Source organism: Nonomuraea sp. PA05 (genome assembly GCF_008086045.1).
GTDB classification, from domain to species: domain Bacteria; phylum Actinomycetota; class Actinomycetes; order Streptosporangiales; family Streptosporangiaceae; genus Nonomuraea; species Nonomuraea monospora.
This window is the reverse complement of record NZ_VSEY01000006.1, coordinates 350462-367441: the sequence shown is the minus strand read 5'-3', so window position 1 is coordinate 367441 and position 16980 is coordinate 350462. Positions and strand designations below refer to the sequence as shown.

16 protein-coding genes are annotated in these 16980 nt (G+C 73.1%); 3 read left to right on the top strand and 13 right to left on the bottom strand.

The features are described 5' to 3' along the window. Both FXF51_RS12570 and FXF51_RS12565 read right to left on the bottom strand, forming a co-directional pair. On the bottom strand, nucleotides 1–1397 hold a 1397-nt coding region (locus tag FXF51_RS12570), incomplete at its 3' end, for a cation:proton antiporter (protein ID WP_148434451.1). Nucleotides 1398–1492: 95 nt separating this feature from the next. Continuing rightward, nucleotides 1493–2764, bottom strand: a complete 1272-nt coding sequence (locus FXF51_RS12565) for a hypothetical protein (protein ID WP_148434450.1) — start codon at nucleotides 2762–2764, stop codon at nucleotides 1493–1495. A 230-nt stretch (nucleotides 2765–2994) separates the two neighbouring features. On the opposite strand from FXF51_RS12565, the gene FXF51_RS12560 reads away from it, so the two are divergent. After that, a complete protein-coding gene (locus tag FXF51_RS12560) occupies nucleotides 2995–4989 on the top strand; it encodes an ATP-dependent DNA helicase (protein WP_148434449.1) in 1995 nt (664 codons plus the stop codon). Between the two features lie 219 nt (nucleotides 4990–5208). Here the strand turns inward: FXF51_RS12560 and FXF51_RS12555 are convergent, their stop codons facing one another. Further along, nucleotides 5209–7446 (bottom strand): alpha/beta fold hydrolase, encoded by a 2238-nt coding sequence (locus FXF51_RS12555; RefSeq protein ID WP_148434448.1) that lies wholly within the window; start codon nucleotides 7444–7446, stop codon nucleotides 5209–5211. Next, nucleotides 7443–8360 carry an ABC transporter ATP-binding protein gene (locus FXF51_RS12550; RefSeq protein ID WP_148434447.1) on the bottom strand — a complete coding sequence of 306 codons (918 nt, stop codon included), beginning with the start codon at nucleotides 8358–8360 and terminating at the stop codon, nucleotides 7443–7445. The genes FXF51_RS12555 and FXF51_RS12550 overlap by 4 nt, the downstream gene beginning before the upstream one ends. Before the next feature lie 163 nt (nucleotides 8361–8523). Here FXF51_RS12550 and FXF51_RS12545 point away from each other — a divergent pair, with 163 nt between their 5' ends. Together FXF51_RS12545 and FXF51_RS12540 are read left to right on the top strand one after the other, a co-directional pair. Continuing rightward, nucleotides 8524–9747: a sensor histidine kinase gene (locus FXF51_RS12545; RefSeq protein ID WP_262379468.1), complete on the top strand. Its 1224-nt coding sequence runs from the start codon at nucleotides 8524–8526 to the stop codon at nucleotides 9745–9747. Continuing rightward, on the top strand, nucleotides 9711–10382 hold the full coding sequence (locus FXF51_RS12540) for a response regulator transcription factor (protein ID WP_148434446.1): 672 nt from the start codon (nucleotides 9711–9713) through the stop codon (nucleotides 10380–10382). Before FXF51_RS12545 ends, FXF51_RS12540 begins: the two co-directional genes overlap by 37 nt. A gap of 50 nt (nucleotides 10383–10432) precedes the next feature. Here the strand turns inward: FXF51_RS12540 and FXF51_RS12535 are convergent, their stop codons facing one another. The 9 genes from FXF51_RS12535 to FXF51_RS12495 all read right to left on the bottom strand — a co-directional run bounded on the left by FXF51_RS12535 (nucleotide 10433) and on the right by FXF51_RS12495 (nucleotide 16944). Then, complete coding sequence (locus tag FXF51_RS12535; RefSeq protein WP_148434445.1) at nucleotides 10433–11188, bottom strand: SGNH/GDSL hydrolase family protein; 756 nt, start codon at nucleotides 11186–11188, stop codon at nucleotides 10433–10435. Further along, nucleotides 11185–11619, bottom strand: coding sequence for a type II 3-dehydroquinate dehydratase (gene aroQ / locus FXF51_RS12530; protein ID WP_148434444.1), 435 nt, complete (start codon nucleotides 11617–11619; stop codon nucleotides 11185–11187). Before aroQ ends, FXF51_RS12535 begins: the two co-directional genes overlap by 4 nt. Beyond that, on the bottom strand, nucleotides 11616–12689 hold the full coding sequence (gene aroB, locus FXF51_RS12525; protein WP_148434443.1) for a 3-dehydroquinate synthase: 1074 nt from the start codon (nucleotides 12687–12689) through the stop codon (nucleotides 11616–11618). Before aroB ends, aroQ begins: the two co-directional genes overlap by 4 nt. Further along, complete coding sequence (locus tag FXF51_RS12520; protein ID WP_148434442.1) at nucleotides 12686–13186, bottom strand: shikimate kinase; 501 nt, start codon at nucleotides 13184–13186, stop codon at nucleotides 12686–12688. The genes aroB and FXF51_RS12520 overlap by 4 nt, the downstream gene beginning before the upstream one ends. Then, a complete protein-coding gene (gene aroC, locus FXF51_RS12515; RefSeq protein WP_222871254.1) occupies nucleotides 13183–14364 on the bottom strand; it encodes a chorismate synthase in 1182 nt (393 codons plus the stop codon). The genes FXF51_RS12520 and aroC overlap by 4 nt, the downstream gene beginning before the upstream one ends. A gap of 43 nt (nucleotides 14365–14407) precedes the next feature. Beyond that, complete coding sequence (locus tag FXF51_RS12510; RefSeq protein WP_187414332.1) at nucleotides 14408–15019, bottom strand: prepilin peptidase; 612 nt, start codon at nucleotides 15017–15019, stop codon at nucleotides 14408–14410. A 67-nt stretch (nucleotides 15020–15086) separates the two neighbouring features. Beyond that, nucleotides 15087–15626, bottom strand: a complete 540-nt coding sequence (locus tag FXF51_RS12505) for an SseB family protein (RefSeq protein ID WP_148434440.1) — start codon at nucleotides 15624–15626, stop codon at nucleotides 15087–15089. Nucleotides 15627–15637: 11 nt separating this feature from the next. Then, entirely contained in the window at nucleotides 15638–16618 is a 981-nt protein-coding gene (locus FXF51_RS12500) for an HD domain-containing protein (RefSeq protein WP_187414331.1), read from the bottom strand. Further along, nucleotides 16615–16944, bottom strand: a complete 330-nt coding sequence (locus FXF51_RS12495; protein ID WP_262379467.1) for a PadR family transcriptional regulator — start codon at nucleotides 16942–16944, stop codon at nucleotides 16615–16617. The genes FXF51_RS12500 and FXF51_RS12495 overlap by 4 nt, the downstream gene beginning before the upstream one ends. Nucleotides 16945–16980 lie beyond the last annotated feature (36 nt).

The following is a 16980-nucleotide window of genomic DNA, read 5'->3' as shown; positions in this document are numbered from 1 at the left end:
CCCCCCCCCAGCCGCTCCCACGCCGTGAGCGAGCGGCGCCATGACTTCTCCCTGAGCTGGTCGACGACCTGCTGCTGGATCTCGTCGGGCTCGCCGTCGAGCTGCCCGACCAGCCGCTCCAGCTCCGCCAGGCCCGCCTCCAGCGCGGCCTGCTGCGCCGCCGCCTCGGCCAGCCGGTCCTCGTACTGCTCGCGCTCGCTCGACACGCCCAGCCGCCTGATCAGCGCGGGGAACGTGGTGCCCTGGATGAGCAGCGTGCCGATCACCGTCGTGAACGTCAGGAACAGCAGCAGCGCCCGGTCCCGCCCGGGCACCCCCGAGATCGAGAACGCCGCCGCCAGCGACACCACGCCCCGCATGCCCGCCCAGCCGAGGATCACCGTCTCGGCGGCCGACGGCGCGCTGTCCCTGCGCCACAGCCTGATCGCCCAGGTCACCCCGAACATCCACACGAACCTGCTGACGATCGTCACCGCCAGCACCGCCGCCGCGTAACCGGCGACCGCCCAGGCGCTGTATCCGCTGATGCCCTCGATCACGGTCACGAGCTGCAGCCCGATCAGCGCGAAGACGATCGCCTCCAGGAAGAAGTCGGTGACCTTCCACACCGCGTCGGACACCAGCCTGGTGCCGAACCCCCGCAGGTGCATGCGGTTGCCCAGGTAGAGGCCGACGATCACCACCGCGATCACGCCCGAGGCGTGCACGCTCTCCGCCGCCAGGTAGGCGGCGAACGGGATCAGCAGCATCAGCGTGTTCTCCACCAGCGAGTCGCGGGTGCGCCGGAAGATCCAGGCGAACACGAACGCCAGCGCCAGCCCGATCGCCACCCCGCCCGCCGCGGCGAACAGGAACTCCCCCAGCCCCTCCCAGACGCTGACGGCCCCGCCCACGGCCGCCCCGATGGCCACCCGGTAGAGCGTCAGCGCGGTGGCGTCGTTGAACAGGCTCTCGCCGATAAGGATGGTCAGCGACCGGCGCGGCAGGCCCAGCCGCCGCCCCACCGCGACCGCCGCCACCGCGTCGGGCGGGGCGATGATGGCGCCCAGTGCGAACGCCAGCGCCAGCGGCAGGCTCGGCAGCATGAGGTGCACGACCAGCCCGACCGCGACCGTGGTGAACAGCACCAGCCCGACCGACAGCAGCCCCACCGAGCGCTTGACGTCTCGCAGGCGCAGGTAGGAGCTGTCGAGCGCGGCGGAGTAGAGCAGCGGCGGCAGGAACACGTACAGCACCAGCTCCGGCTGCAGCGGCACCGCCGGCACCAGCGGCGAGATCAGCAGCCCGGCCGCGACCAGCAGCAACGGGGCAGGCCAGCCCTTGTGCCTGGCGACCGCCGCCACCCCGACCGCGCCTCCGGCGAGCAGCAGCAACTGCAACCCCGTGCTCGGATCCACCGGCGCCCCTCCAGCCCCCGACCGGGCGATCGCGAGCCGACCGCCTCAGCTCAATCGTCCCGCCGAGAGCGTACCCGCCGCGCCGCGGCGGGACCTCACCACTCCCTGCGGTCGCTTCTCTCGTGGTAGTCGGGCTGCTCCGGGCGCAGGCGCTCGCCCGTGGAGAACATGGGGTCCCCGACGTACGGGCGGGACATGCCCTCGTCAGGCTGGCCGTACTGGTCCTGGCCGTACTGGTCGTACTGGTGGTGGTCCTGCGGCGGGTACTGCTCCTGGCGGCCGAGCGCCAGCAGCGGGTCCACCGGGTTGGGCTGCGGCGGGCTCTGCTGGTAGGAGCCGTAGTCCTGGGCCTGTTGCTGCTGCTGCGGGGCCGCGCGGCGGCGGCCCGCACCCGGGATGCCGTGCATGGGCGTGCCCAGCCCCGCGGTGCTCGCCTGGGGCTGGGGCTGCTGGTAGCCGTCGGAGCGGCGGCCCCCGTACGGGTCGGAGGGGTACGGGTCCTGCTGGTACGCCTGCTGCTGCGGCTGGGCGGCCTGGTACGGCTCGGCCGCCTGGTACGGCTCCGCGGCCTGGTACGGCTCCGCAGCCTGGGAGGGGAAGCCCAGCGGGTCGGTGCTGAGCGGCGCCTGCCTGCGCCGGTCGGCGCCGGGCATCTGGTAGACGGGCTCGCTGCCGTCCACGTACTGCGGGCCGGTGAACGGCTCGGGCTGGGCGGGCTGCGTGTAGTGGGGGCCGCTCAGCGGGTCGGAGGTGTACTGGGGGCCGCTGAACGGGTCGCCGGTGTACCTCGGCTGCGGGCCCGTCGACTCGATGTACTGCGGAGCGCCCGCGTCGGCGTACTGCTGGCCGGGCGCGTCCGCGTACCGCTGCGGGCCGCTCGCCGCGTCCGCGTACTGCGGGCCGGTGAAGGGCGAGCGCTCCCCGTACGCCGGGGTGGTGTCCCTGGGGCCCGTGGTCTCGCTGTAGGAGGCCACCAGCTTGTCCTGCGGGGCGGGGCCCCTGGCCACGAGGACGTCGTTGGGCGACAGGGCGGCGGTGGGCCGCTCGTCGAGCTGCGGTGGCTGCGGCTGCTGGCCGTGCGGCTGCGGCCGGTGGTACGTGCCGGTGCCCGGCATGACCTCCGTGCCGGGGTCGTGCGCGGGCACCGCGGGCTGCTCGCCCGTGGCCTCCGCGAACCCCTCGTCGAGGGTGTCGAGCAGCCTGCCGACGTCCTCCATCGGCATGCGGAAGCTCGCTGTGCACATCTCGCCGCGCCACAGGCTGAGGACCAGCGTGCCCTCATGCCACGTGACGCGGAGGCACCGCTCCTGACCTCGTGCATCGAAGAAGACTTCGCCGAACGACGGCAACGGGACAACTTCCGACATGGCAGACATACTGCTTTAACCAGCCTTTATTCGTCCACTCAACCCCGGAAAACCCAGAGGAACCGGCCTTACCATCTACACCCGGACTCCCTCTGGTCACACCCAGTGAAGATCTTCCGTGACCAGTTGGAGTTCCGATCGCCCAGTGTGCCACGCGACGCGCCGGGAGTATCCGGGAACGCCGGGATGCGTCTGGCCGATCACACCGCGTTCGGCGCGGCGACCCCGGAATGCCGGTAGCGTTTAGTGCCGTGCCGGACTCCCATCTCCCACCAGTGGACACACTGCTCAGCATCGCGGTCGACGCTCTCGGAGGGAGCGAACGGCAGGGCCAGGTCACCATGGTCCGCGCCGTCCAGAAGGCCATCGACGACGACGAGCACCTGGCCGTCCAGGCGGGCACCGGCACCGGCAAGTCCCTGGCCTACCTCGTGCCCTCGATCCGGCACGCCATGGACAGCGACTCCCCCGTCGTCATCTCCACCGCCACGATCGCGCTGCAGCGCCAGCTCGTCGATCGTGACCTGCCGCGCCTGTCCGCCGCGCTGGGCAAGGAGCTGCCGCACGAGCCGACGTTCGCCATCCTCAAGGGCCGCCGCAACTACCTGTGCCGCTACAAGGCCACCGCGGGCTGGCCCGAGGAGGACGAGCAGGACCAGCTCTTCGACCCGCGCGAGGTCAGCGCCACCGGCCGCATGGTGCAGCGCATCCAGGAGTGGGCCGAGGAGACCGAGACCGGCGACCGCGACGAGCTGGTGCCCGGCGTCAGCGAGCAGGCGTGGCGCCAGTTCTCCGTCAGCGCCCAGGAGTGCCTGGGCGCCACCCGCTGCCCCAGCGGCGCCGAGTGCTTCGCCGAGATGGCCAGGGCCCGCGCGGGCGAGGTCGACGTCGTCGTCACCAACCACGCGCTGCTCGCCATCGACGCCATGGGCGACCTGCCGGTCCTGCCCGAGCACGACGTGGTCGTCGTGGACGAGGCGCACGAGCTGGTCGACCGCGTCACGTCCGTCGTCACCAGCGAGCTGTCCGACACGTCCGTCATGCTGGCCGTACGCCGCGTCGGCCGCCTCATCGACCAGCCCGTCGCCGACCAGCTCATGGAGGCCGGCGAAGACCTGAAGGCGCTGCTGGCCGCCGCCCCGCCCGGCCGCATCGACGACATGCCGCAGGTGCTCGGCCTCACCCTCCAGCTCATCCGCGACACCGCCTGGCGCTGCATCACCGCCATGGGCCCGCGCAGCGCCGACAAGGACGACCCCGACAAGGCGGGCCAGCGCAAGGCCGCGTTCACCGCCCTCGACGAGGTGCACGACACGGCGGTGCGCATGCTCGACGCCTACGGGCACGACTCCGAGGCCGACCGGGCCGAGGTCGTCTGGCTCGACTCCGGCACCGACCGCCGCCCGCCCTCGCTCCGCGTCGCCCCGCTCACCGTGGCCGGCATGCTGCGCGACAAGCTGTTCGGCGAGCGCACCGTCGTCCTCACCTCCGCCACCCTGGCGCTCGGCGGCACCTTCGACGCGCTCGCCGCCCAGTGGGGCCTGGCCGACGGCAAGTGGCAGGGCATGGACGTCGGCTCCCCGTTCGACCACCCCCGCGCCGGCATCCTCTACGTCGCCAAGCACCTGCCCCAGCCGGGCCGCGACGGCCTCCCCCAGCAGTACCTCGACGAGATCACCGAGCTGATCGAGGCCGCCGGCGGCCGCACGCTCGGCCTGTTCTCCTCCATGCGCGCCGCCAAGGCCGCCACCGAGGCCCTGCGCGACCGCCTCGACGTGCCGCTCCTGTGCCAGGGCGACGACTCCACGATGCTCCTGGTCAAGCAGTTCGCCGACGACGAGCCCACCTGCCTGTTCGGCACCCTGTCGCTCTGGCAGGGCGTCGACGTCCCCGGCCCCTCGCTGCGCCTCGTCATCATCGACCGCGTCCCCTTCCCCCGGCCCGACGACCCCCTCACCTCGGCCCGCCAGCGCCACGTGGCGGCCAGGGGCGGCAACGGCTTCATGGCGGTGGCGGCCAACCACGCCGCCCTCCTTCTCGCCCAGGGCGCCGGCCGCCTCCTGCGCGCCCAGGACGACAAGGGCGTCATCGCCGTCCTCGACCCTCGCCTCGCGACGGCCCGCTACAGCGGGTTCCTGCTGAACTCCCTGCCGCCGTTCTGGCGCACCACGGACCCGGCCATCCCACGGGCGGCCCTCAAGCGCCTGGCCACCGAGGCGTCCTGACGGGCCGGGCCGCACGACGCCCGCCACCTCGCCACAACGCCCGCCACCTCCGCACGACGCCTTCACCTGCGCACGACGCCTTCACCTGCGCACGACGCCTTCACCTGCGCACGACGCCTTCGCCTGCGCACGACGCCCGCACCCAGCCGCCCGCCACGCGGTCCAGAGTCGGCCGCGTGGCAGCGCCAGGCCCCGGCCCGAATGCCCGCCCCGGAGCCGTCAGGCGGCGGCCTTCGGGCACACGGCACCGGGCGCGGGCAGGCGCAGGCTGATCAGGTACCGGTTCACGTGGCCGATGATGCAGGAGTTGCCCGCGTTGTAGAGCCCGTGCCCATGATCCAGATACTGGATCGCCCCCGACCCGGGCACCCGCCGTACCAGGTCAGCCGACGCGTCGAAATCCGTCAGCGAGCCCACCCCCAGGTAGGGCGGCAACTCCCCGGCGGGCAGCGGCGCCGGCGGGTTCGTGACGGGCGAAGGCCAGCCCACGCAGGCCAGCGGGTGCCACAGCTCGATCCCGGCCAGGTTCGGCAGCAGCCGCTCCCCCTCGCGGCGCTGCTCCAGGTACGCCTCGTAGCTCTCGAAGCCCAGCCCGTCCAGGCAGTGCGTCATGTTCATCCCCGTGAACGAGGGAACCTTCACGCTCTTCGTGCTCCGCCGCACGTAGTCGGCGAACCCCGACGCGTCCCCTCCGGCGGCCCGCTCGATCGCCTCGGCCAGCTCCACCCAGCGGGGGTGCTCGGGCGCGGGTCCAGGCGAGATGATGCTGGGAGCGGCGGCCTCCTTGAAGTCGAACCCGCTGTAGGCGGCCCGCTCGCCCTTGACGGGCACCGGCACACGATCGGCCCGCGCCACCAGCGTCCGCCAGACCTCACCGACGTCCCGGCCGTGCAGGGCGCAGGCGGTGGCCTTCGCGCACCAGGTGGCGAAGCGGGCGAAGGCGGCCTCATGGGGCAGCCTGCTCCGCGAGCGGGGCTGGTAAGGGTTGGCCGTGCCGTCGAACACCATCGCGCGCACCCGCCCGGGGAACAGCCGGGAGTAGGCGAGCGCGGGCATGCCACCGTAGGAGTTGGCGATGAAGCTCAGCCTGTCCTCGCCCAGCGCGGCCCGGATGGCCTCCATGTCGCGCGCCACCGAGGCCGAGTCCATGTGGTCGAAGAACTCCGGATCGGCGGCGCGGCAGCGCTCGGCCGCCGCCCTGTTGCTCCTGCCGAGTTCGGCGTACTCGGCGGGGGTGCCGGGCCAGGTGATCCAGGGGCCCGAGGTGAGGCATTCGTACGACAGCACGCCCTTGTCGATGGTGTTGCGCGGCTCGACGCTGACCACGTCGAACCGGTCGCGCAGCTCGGCGAAGCCGGCGGCGCTCTCGCTCAGCGAGGAGACGCCCGAGGCGCCAGGCCCGCCGGGGACCGTGAACACCGTGCCCATCCGCCGCTGGACGCCGGTCGCGGGCAGCAGACCGACGGTGAGGTCGATCCGCCGCCCGGACGGCTCGGCCCAGTCGAGGGGGACCGTGATGGAGGCGCAGCGCATCTCCCGGAGCAGCTCCTGGTCCGCGCACCGCGCCCAGGCGAGGGCCGCCCGGCTCGATCCCGGCAGGGCGGTCGCGGCGGCGGGCACCGCCGAGACCAGCAGGGCCGCGACGACGCCGACCGCCAGCGCCTTGATCCGGCGTCCCCGCCGGGCGATCACCGTGGCTCCGGCCGTCAGGGCGGCGATCACGTACCCGATGAGCAGCCCCGCCGCCGCGGCCGGGGACAGGCTGCCGCCGCCGGTCCCCGCGATCTGGAGCGGCAAGTTCTCGATCATGAATGAGCCCGCCTGCGCACGCAGCGGCATGGGCAGGGTCCTGGCCACCACCGGCAGCACCACGATGATCACGGCCAGCACGACCAGCGCGCCTGGCGTGGAGCGGACGGCGGCCCCGACGCCCAGCCCGATCAGCGCGACCGCGGCCATCGACAGCCCGGTGACGATCACCGAGGCGAGCACGCCCGGATGCGACAGCGGCGTGCCCAGCGGCACCCCTTCCCGCAGCAGCAGCCCGGCCCGGTCGCCGAGCACCGCCATGGAGGCCGCGTGCATGGCGAACGCCAGCGCCTGGCCCGCCACCAGCGTGACGGCGGCCAGGCCCGGCACCTTGGCCAGCAGCAGCACCTGCCGGCGCGGCACCGCCGCCAGGCTCGACTGGATCATCCCGGTGCCGTACTCCGAGGTGATCGCCAGGGCTCCCAGCACGGCGAAGACGACGTAGGCGACCGCGATGCCGTTGCCGAGGCCGTCCCCGTTGGTGGGGAAGGCCATCCGCTCGTCCATGGTCTGGTTGTCGAAGCCGCGTCCGATCATGAACGCGATCCCGGCGCAGGCGGCGACGGCCGCCACGGAGCTGGCCAGCAGGTGGAGGTTCGAGCGCAGTGAGCGGAGCTTCAGCCACTCCGCGGCGATCGCGTCGATCATCGCACGGCCTCCCGCGGGGCGGTCCGGTAGTCGGTGCTGTCGCCGGTGAGCCGCATGAACGCCTCCTCCAGCGACGCGCCGCGCGGCGTCAGCTCCACCAGCGCGATTCCGGCGGACAGCGCCAGCGCGCCGATCTCGGACGCCGCCAGGTCACGGACGGACAGGGCCCCGTCGTCCTCGGCCGCCACCGTCGCCCCGTGCGCGCGCATGACGCCGGCGAGCCGCTCCGGGTACGGCGTGCGGACGAGCACGTCGCCCTGGAAGTGCCCGGCCAGGGATTCCGTGCTGGTGTCGGCGACCAGCCGGCCGCGCCCGATGACGACGACGTGCTCGGCGGTGAGCGCCAATTCGTTCATCAGGTGGCTGGACAGCAGCACGGTGCGGCCCTCGCCGGCGAGCGAGCGCAGCAGGCCGCGCAGCCAGCGGATGCCTTCCGGGTCCAGCCCGTTCAGCGGCTCGTCCAGCATCAGCGCCGCCGGGTCGCCGAGCAGCGCCGCCGCGATGCCCAGCCGCTGCTTCATCCCGAGCGAGAACGTGCTGATCCGCCGGTCCGCGACACCGGTCAGACCGGCCTGCTCCAGCACGGCGGCCACCCGGCCCGCGCCGATGCCGTTGCTGCGGGCCAGCCAGGCGAGGTGGGCGCGGGCGGTCCGGCCGCCGTGCACGGCCCCGGCGTCGAGCAGCGTTCCCATGGTGCGCAGGGGGCGGCGCAGCGACGCGTACGCGCGGCCGTCCACCAGCGCCTCGCCCCTTTCAGGGACCTCCAGCCCGAGCACGGACCGCATGGTCGTGGACTTCCCCGCGCCGTTCGGGCCCAGGAAACCGGTCACCACGCCCGGTCTCACGGTGAAGGTCAGGTCGTCCACGGCGACCGTGCGGCCGTACCGCACGGTCAGGTCCCTCACTTCGATCACGTCTCTCCCTCGTTCTTCTGTGGCTGCCTGAGCACCTCAGCCTCGTGGCTCGCGGGCGCGTCCTCCATGGCTGCTGGACCACCCTCTCCGGTAGGAAATCCCCACCCTCCGGGGTAGACCCAGCCCTACCGCCGGCCGCTCGCGCACAGGGCAGACTGCTGGGGTGATCCGTACACGGCCCGCGCCGGCCCGGCTGGCTCCGTACGCGTCGAAGGCGCTGGCGGGGCCGGCCGCCGTGCTCGCGGACACGCTCGCGCTCGCCCTGAACGCCGTCACCGGCCTGGCCTCGCTGGCACTGCTCGTCCCCGTCATGCTGCTGTCGGCGAGTGACGGGCGCGGTCCGGCGGGCACGGCCGGGGCGCGCGGCCGCGCACTCGTACTCGCCCGTCGCCTGGCGGCGTTCCAGCGCCGCCGGGCGATCGGTGTTCTGCCCGCCCGGCCGGACGCGGAAAACCCCGGCACGGAACACTGTCCTGGCAGGTGGCGCGTGCTCGCCTGGCTGGCCGTGCACGGCGTCACGGGCCCGGCCCCGCTGGTGGTGATCTGGGCGCTTATGGCCGCCCTGGACCACGTCTTCTTCCGGCTGCACCCGGTGGAGCGCACCACGCTGAACACGTTCGCCCTCAGCGTGGCCACCGCCGCCATCGCGGCGATCATCCTCATGTCCCTCTCCCGGTTCCGCGCCGGACAGGCGTGGCTGACCCGCACGTTGCTGGAGCCGCGGCCCGGCCCCGACGCCCGGATCCTGGAGCTGACCGCCTCGCGGGCGGCGGTGGTCGACGCGCGCGCGGCCGAGCTGCGCCGCATCGAACGCGACCTGCACGACGGCGCGCAGGCCAAGCTGATCGCCATCCGGATGAACCTCGGGCTGGCCCGCGGCTGCCAGGACCCGGGCGAGCGGCTGCGCATGATCGACGAAGCGCGGGAAGTCGCGGGCCAGGCCCTGACGGACCTGCGGGACCTGGTCCGCGGCATCCACCCGCCGGTGCTCGCCGACCGCGGCCTGACCGGCGCCGTCGAGGCCGCCGCGCTGCTGTGCCCGATGCCCGTCCTGCTCGACCTCGACCTGCCGGGACGGCTGCAGCCGTCCGTCGAGTCGGCCGTGTACTTCGCCGCCGCCGAGGCGCTCACCAACGTGACCAAGCACAGCGGCGCGAGCCGGGCCTGGGTGCGCATGCGGCACACCGCCGGCGCGCTGCGCCTGACCGTGGGCGACGACGGGCGCGGCGGCGCCCGTACGGACGCGGGCACCGGCCTGCGCGGCATCGGCGACCGCCTGTCCGCCTTCGACGGCTCGCTCACCGTGAGCAGCCCGCCGGGCGGCCCCACCGAACTGACCATGGAGCTGCCATGCGCGTTGTCATCGCCGAAGATCTCGCACTGCTGAGGGACGGGCTCGTCCGCCTGCTGTCGGCGAGCGGTTTCACGGTGGTGGAGGCGGTCGACAACGGCCCCATGCTGCTGCGTGCGCTGCTCCGGCACCGCCCGGACGTGGCCGTGGTGGACGTGCGGCTGCCGCCCGGCTTCGCCGACGAGGGCCTGCGCGCGGCGCTGGAGGCACGCAGGCAGGTCCCGGGGCTGCCCGTGCTGATCCTCTCCCAGTACGTCGAGCAGCTCTACGCCAGGGAGCTGCTGTCAGACCGCTCCGGCGGGGTCGGTTACCTGCTGAAGGACCGGGTGGGCGACGTCGAGCGCTTCGTGGTCGCGGTCCGCCAGGTGGCCGCCGGCGGCACCGCCATGGACCCGGAGGTCGTCACCCAGTTGCTGACGTGGCACGGCCGGGAGGAGCCGCTGGCCACGCTGACGCCGCGCGAGCGCGAGGTGCTCGCGTCGATGGCGGAGGGCCTGTCCAACCTGGCCATCGCCGCGCGGCTCCAGGTCACGGACAAGGCGATCGGCAAGCACACGAACAACATCTTCGCCAAGCTCGGCCTGCCGCCGTCCGACGACCACAACCGGCGGGTCATGGCGGTCCTGGCCTATCTGCAGGCCACGCCCGCGCCGCCGGGCGACCGGCGATGACGGCGGCACGGCCCCTTCCCGGGCGAAGTCACATCCCCGTCACATCCACGTCACATCCACGGAGCGAGATCGGGGCGCTTGGGAGACAGACCGTCCCCTGAGGACACCCCACGCAGCCGCCGGGACACCCACGGCACCAGATGCTCGCGCAACCACTGAGCATCCTCCCGCCGCCGGGCCCGCGGATCGACCTCCCGCTCCGGCCACTCCTTGCGCCAGTCGTCGAACGGCACCCCCAGCACGTCGAGCACCCGGGCCGCCACCAGGCGGTGCCCGTCCTCGTTCATGTGCAGCCGATCGGGGCTCCACGCCCGCCAGTCGCGCAACCCCTGCATGGACCACTGATCGACGAGCCGGCACCCGTACAGGTCGGCGATGGACCGCAGGTGCAGGTAGAAGACGGCGAACCGCCCCCGCAGCCGCCGCATCAGCGGCGTGTCGCGCGGATCCACCCCCGTGAACAGCACCACCTCCGCCCCGCACCCCCGCAGGTCGCGCACGGCTCCGGCGAGCTTCTTGGCCATGACGTCCGGGTCGCTGCCCGGCCGCAGCAGGTCGTTGCCTCCGGCGCAGAAGCTGACCAGGTCGGGCGCCATGTCGACGGCCAGCGGCACCTGCTCGGCCACGATCTGGTCGAGCAGCTTGCCGCGCACGGCGAGGTTGGCGTAACGGAAGCCGGGTTCGTCGGCGGCGAGCCGCTCGGCCACCCGGTCGGCCCAGCCACGGTAGTGCCCGTCCGGCCCGGGATCGTTCAGTCCTTCCGTGAAGCTGTCGCCGAGGGCGACGAAGGACTTGTAGTGCCTCATGAGGTGGTGTTCATCTCCGCGATAGCGTGCAGCGCCAGGACGTACGACTGTAGTCCGAACCCCGCGATGGTGCCTGTCGCCACCCCGGCCACGACGGAGGTATGGCGAAACTCTTCCCTGGCCGCGGGGTTGGAGATGTGCACCTCGATGAGCGGAGCGGTGCGCTGGGCGATGGCGTCGCGCACGGCGTAGGAGTAGTGGGTGAAAGCGGCCGGATTGAGCACCACCGGGATCCGCCCGTCGCACGCCTCGTGGATCCAGCCGATCAGCTCGGCCTCGGAGTCGGTCTGGCGCACCTCCACGTCGTGACCGAGCTTCCCGGCGGTCTCGTGGCAGAGGTTGACGAGGTCCTCGTACGTGTCGGCGCCGTAGACGGACGGCTCACGCTTGCCGAGACGGCCCAGGTTGGGCCCGTTGAGCACGAGGATCATGCGGAGATCTCCTTGTAGGCGGCTTCGAGCAGCTCTTCCGCGGGGCCTTCGAGGCGGCCCGGCCTGGCCAGGTCGTCGAGCACGACGAAGCGCTGCTTGGCGCCGCGGTTCTTCTTGTCCAGGCGCATGTGGTCGCGCAGCCGGGGCCAGGCGTCGGCCGCGTACGTGATGGGCAGGCCGACGCTGGTGAGGATGGCGCGGGTGCGGGCCACGACGTCGGCGCGGCCGGAGAGCCTGGACAGCTCGGCGGCGTAGACCATGCCGATGGCGACGGCCTCGCCGTGGCGGATGCCGTAGTGCCGGTCGCGTTCGATGGCGTGGGCGAGCGTGTGGCCGTAGTTGAGGATCTCGCGCAGGCCCGCCTCGCGCAGATCGGCGCCCACGACGTCGGCCTTGACCTGGATCTTGCGCTCGATCAGCTCGCGGGTGTGGGGGCCGTCGGGGCGGGTGGCGGCCTCCGGGTCCTCCTCGACGAGCCGCAGGATCTCCGGGTCGGCGATGAAACCGCCCTTGATGATCTCGGCCAGGCCCGCGACGTAGTCGGCCTTCGGCATGCCGGCCAGCGTGGACAGCTCGCACAGCACGCCCGCCGGGGGCAGGAAGGTGCCGACGAGGTTCTTGCCCTCGGGCGTGTCGATGCCGTTCTTGCCGCCGACCGCCGCGTCGACCATGGCCAGCAGCGTCGTGGGCACGAGCACGACCTGCACGCCGCGCAGCCACGTGGCCGCCACGAACCCCGCCAGGTCGGTCGTCGCGCCGCCGCCCACGCCGACCACGGCGTCGGAGCGGGTGACGCCGTGCCGGCCCAGCTCGGACCAGAGCCGCGCGGCCACCTCGACGGTCTTGGCCGCCTCGCCGTCGGGCACGGGCAGCTCGACGACCTGGTAGCCGGCCTCGGACAGCGCCGCGCCGACCGGCCGGGTGATCTCGGGCAGCGTCTCGGGGCCGATCACGGCCACGGTGCGGACGCCGGGCTTGAGCAGCGTGGTCAGCTCGGCCAGCACGCCGGTGCCGACGACCACGTCGTACGGGCTGTCGCCGCGCACCTGAATCCTTGTGGGGCTCGTCATGCGGGCAGCCCCTTCACGATCTCGTCGGCGAGCTCTTCCGGCTCGCGCTTGTCCGTCGCCACCGTGACCGCGGCCAGCCGCTCGTAGACGGGGCGCCGCTCCTCCATGAGCTTCTTGAGCTGGCTGCGCGGGTTGAGCACCAGCAGCGGCCTGGCCGAGGCGAGCCCGACCCGCTGCACCGCGTCCGCCAGGCCCACTTGCAGGTAGACGACGTGGTGCCCGGCGAGCAGCGCCTGCGTCTCCTCGTGCAGCACGGCGCCGCCGCCCAGGGACAGGACGCCGTCGTGCTCGGCCAGCGCGCGGCGCACGGCCTCGTGCTCCAGCTCGCGGAAGCGGGCCTCGCCGTCCTCGACGAAGATGTCGGAGACGGGCTTGCCCGCCACGGCCTCGACGTCGGCGTCGGTGTCGCGGAAGCCGAGGCCGAGCCGCTCGGCGAGCAGCCGCCCGAGCGTGCTCTTGCCGGACCCGGGCGGGCCGATCAGCACAACGCGTGTCATTTGATCACCATGGAAGAGAGGTAGCCGGACAGGTTGCGGGCGACTTCCTCCACGGAGTCGCCGCCGAACTTCTCGATCGCCGCGTCGGCCAGCACCAGCGCGACCATCGCCTCGGCCACGATGCCCGCCGCCGGGACGGCGCACACGTCGGAGCGCTCGTGGTGGGCCTTGGCGGCCTCGCCCGTCTTGACGTCGATCGTGGCCAGTGCCCTGGGGACGGTGGAGATCGGCTTCATGGCGGCGCTGACCCGCAGAATCTCGCCGTTCGTCATGCCGCCCTCGACGCCGCCCGCGCGGTTGGTGATGCGGCGCACGCCGTCGGCGGTCGTGTACTCGATCTCGTCGTGGGCGCGGGAGCCGGGCCTGCGCGCGGTCTCGAAGCCGTCGCCGACCGCGACGCCCTTGATGGCCTGGATGCCCATGAGCGCGGCGGCCAGCCTGGAGTCGAGCCTGCGGTCCCAGTGCGTGTAGCTGCCCAGGCCCGGCGGCAGGCCGTAGGCGAGGACCTCGACGACGCCGCCGAGCGTGTCGCCGTCCTTGTGGGCCTTGTCGATCACGGCGACCATCGCGGCGCTGCCCTCGGCGTCGGAGCAGCGCACCGGGTCCTCGTCGATCCTGGCCAGGTCGCCGGGGCCGGGCAGCGTCTCCGCCGGGGTGCGGGCGCCGCCGATCTCGGTCACGTGGCTGACGATGTCGACGCCGAGCGCCTGCTTCAGGAAGCGCCTGGCGACCTCGCCCAGCGCCACCCGCGCGGCCGTCTCGCGGGCGCTGGCCCTGTCGAGCACGTTGCGGGCGTCGTCGAAGCCGTACTTCTGCATGCCCGCCAGGTCGGCGTGGCCGGGGCGGGGACGCGACCTGGGCGCGTTACGCGCCATCCCCTCCAGCTCGGCCGGGTCGACCGGGTCGGCCGACATGACCTTCTCCCACTTGGGCCACTCGGTGTTGCCCACGCGGATCGCGACCGGGCTGCCCATCGTGCGCCCGTGGCGGACGCCGCCGACGATCGTCACCTCGTCCTGCTCGAACTTCATCCGCGCGCCGCGCCCGTATCCGAGCCTGCGGCGGCGCAGGGCCTCGTCGATCGCGGCCGTGGTCACCTCCACCCCGGCCGGCAGGCCTTCCAGGACGGCGACGAGTTCGGGCCCGTGGGACTCTCCGGCGGTCAACCAGCGCAACATGCGTACAAGTCTTCCATGTACGGCCTAGTGAGATGTCCCTCGGTCACGATGCGAGACAGAGTGTCGGCAGCGTGCCGAGCAGCATGAAGGTGCCGAAGGGGAACTGGGTGTGCCGCGTGCCGCGGCCGGTCGCCAGCAGGGACAGCGCGTACAGCGCGCCGAGCAGTTGCCCGCAGAAGGCCGCCGCCAGCAACGCCTGCCAGCTCATCGCCGCCGCCGCCATCCCGATCAGCCCGGCGATCTTGACGTCGCCGAACCCCATCGCCTCCGGCCTGACGAACCACAGCAGCCCGTACACCGCCGTCAGCGCCGCCCCGCCGGCCAGCGCCCTGGGCAGCTCTCCCGTCGGGAGCAGCGCCAGCATCATGATCGGGTACGCGGGCAGGGTGATCGCGTCGGGGAGCGTGCTGGTACGCCAGTCGATGACGGCCAGGGCTACGGCGATCACGGCGAAGCACACGTACGGCGGGCCCGCCCGCCAGGCGACCAGGGCGGCCACGGCGGCACTCACCAGCTCCACGGCCGGCCAGCGGCGAGTGGCGGCGCAGTCGTGGGCGCAGTCGTTGAGGGCGTAGTCGTGAAGGGCGTATGAGGCGGCCAGCGAGCGGATGCGATCTCCGCAGAACAGGCCGGCCAGCGCCATGAGTGCGACCACCCGGCCGACGCTAGCCGCACCAGGCCGCGCGCCTCGCCCGGCCATACGGATCCGGTATGGCAGTGGATCAGCGGCGCCGGGAGAACCAGCGGCGCTTACGCGGCGGCGCGACCTCCTCTACCTTGGCCACCGTCACCCCGTCCAGCTCGTTCACCGTCCCGGACTCCACCGCCGCGAGCGCCGCCAGCACCTCCCCCTCGATGACGAACTGCACCGGCCCCGCCACGTCCACCACGACCGCCGCCGCCCGCTCCTGCACGGCGGCGTGGCAGACCTGCAACGTCGTGGCCTGGATCGGCCGCGCGTCCGGCCGCCACCGGGTCAGCGCCGACGTTCCGGTGAACGCGAGCACCGCTTCCCGGCCGTCCTGCCCGACGAGCTTGGGCAGCGCCATCTCGCTCTCCTTCTCCTGCCGCAGCCCGTGCTCCCCCACCTCGGACTCGGTCAGCAACGCGACCACGGGCACCAGCAACCGGGCGCCGCCGAGCGCGTTCAGCACCTCGGCTGGACCGGCCGTGCCCGCCTCGTAGGCGGCCAGCGCGGCGGCGACGGCGGGGGCGGCGGAGCCGTCGTCGTTCGGGTCAAGGGGCTGCGGGATGCTCGGCACAGCGTCCGAGACTACCCGCGTCCGTCACCGCCCCCGAGCCTGGCCCGGATCGCGCGAACCGCCGCGACCAGCACGGGCGGCACGGTGATCGCGATCACCACGGCGTCGGCGAGCCGCTCGGCCGCCGCGTCCAGCACCAGCCAGGCGAGCAGCGGCGTGAGCAGGGCCCACGTCCGCAGGTCCGACCGCACGACCCAGCGCAGGCACCGCACCACCGCGCGCCCAGCGGCAGCCGCCCCTCCACCGCCCCTACGTCCGAGGGCATCGCGCCGACGCAGGGTCAGCGCCATCCGTGGCATCCCGGCCATCAGCCAGAACACGAACGTCAGCCGGGCTCTCCCGCCGGGCAGCGCGAGCAGCTCCCCCAGCCATTCCTCCAGCCACCTGCCCCGGACGTCTGCCGGAAGCATGATCGCGCCCGCGGTGATGACGCCGAAGCAGGCCTGGGCGCCACCGAGCCCGGACAGGTTCGCCATGGCCAGCCGCCGCAGTTCCGCCTCGACCTCCGTCAGGCCGAGCCGACGTGCGACGGGTGCGACGACGTCCAGGTTCTCCTGGGAGTTCACGCGCTGACGTGCCTCGGGCAGGCCGCGAATCGTGCGCTGGTTGTGCAGCCGGTCCGCGAGTTTGAGCATGAGCACACGCTCGTCCGTCGAGGCCGGCCAGTCGGGCGGCCGGCGTTGTGCTGAGTCGAGTTTCCGCATGCCACGCAGCAGGTTCGAGATCGGCTCGCCGAACGCCTCTTCCCGGGAAGCGGCGTCCGCGGACACGTCGTGCAGCAGCGCCGCGCAGAGCATCTCGTGATCGGAGCCCAGCTCGGCCAGGATCACGGCGACGGCGACCGAATGGGTGATGTAAGGGCTCCCGTCCCGGCGGAACTGCCCGCTGTGCCAGCGGTCGGCCACCTCGAACGCGCGCCGCACCTCAAGCAGTCGCTCACCGGTCAGCGACCCACCGGCGGCCTTCAGCAGAGGCTGGAGATGCCCGCTCACGGTAAGCCCACCACCCACCCCGGCACCCGCTGCCTACGCGCCCGGTAAGCCTTCGCGACCGCCTCGCGCGCCTGCTGCGCCCCATCCGTGGTGACCCGGTAGTAACGGCGCCGAGGACGCCCCTCCGCGACGTGGGCCTCCGGGTCCTCCCACCGGCTCTCGACCCATCCGACTTGCTCCAGCCGCGCCAGGATCGGATACAGCGTCCCGCTGGGCAGCTCCGCGGCCTCGCACAACTCCAGCCCATACCGCTCACGCCCGGGATCGGCCAGAAAGGCCCGCAGGACCGCCTGCGTCGGCATGGTCATCCGTAAACCGGCCCGCATGTCTCGAACTCTACATAGGTAGACACACGCGCACCG

Coding starts and splice junctions, on each gene's coding strand:
- FXF51_RS12565 (WP_148434450.1), bottom strand. CDS start 2,764: ATGTCGGAAGTTGTCCCGTTGCCGTCGTTCGGCGAAGTCTTCTTCGAT.
- FXF51_RS12560 (WP_148434449.1), top strand. CDS start 2,995: ATGCCGGTAGCGTTTAGTGCCGTGCCGGACTCCCATCTCCCACCAGTG.
- FXF51_RS12555 (WP_148434448.1), bottom strand. CDS start 7,446: ATGATCGACGCGATCGCCGCGGAGTGGCTGAAGCTCCGCTCACTGCGC.
- FXF51_RS12540 (WP_148434446.1), top strand. CDS start 9,711: ATGCGCGTTGTCATCGCCGAAGATCTCGCACTGCTGAGGGACGGGCTC.
- FXF51_RS12535 (WP_148434445.1), bottom strand. CDS start 11,188: ATGAGGCACTACAAGTCCTTCGTCGCCCTCGGCGACAGCTTCACGGAA.
- aroQ (WP_148434444.1), bottom strand. CDS start 11,619: ATGATCCTCGTGCTCAACGGGCCCAACCTGGGCCGTCTCGGCAAGCGT.
- aroB (WP_148434443.1), bottom strand. CDS start 12,689: ATGACGAGCCCCACAAGGATTCAGGTGCGCGGCGACAGCCCGTACGAC.
- FXF51_RS12520 (WP_148434442.1), bottom strand. CDS start 13,186: ATGACACGCGTTGTGCTGATCGGCCCGCCCGGGTCCGGCAAGAGCACG.
- aroC (WP_222871254.1), bottom strand. CDS start 14,364: ATGTTGCGCTGGTTGACCGCCGGAGAGTCCCACGGGCCCGAACTCGTC.
- FXF51_RS12495 (WP_262379467.1), bottom strand. CDS start 16,944: ATGCGGGCCGGTTTACGGATGACCATGCCGACGCAGGCGGTCCTGCGG.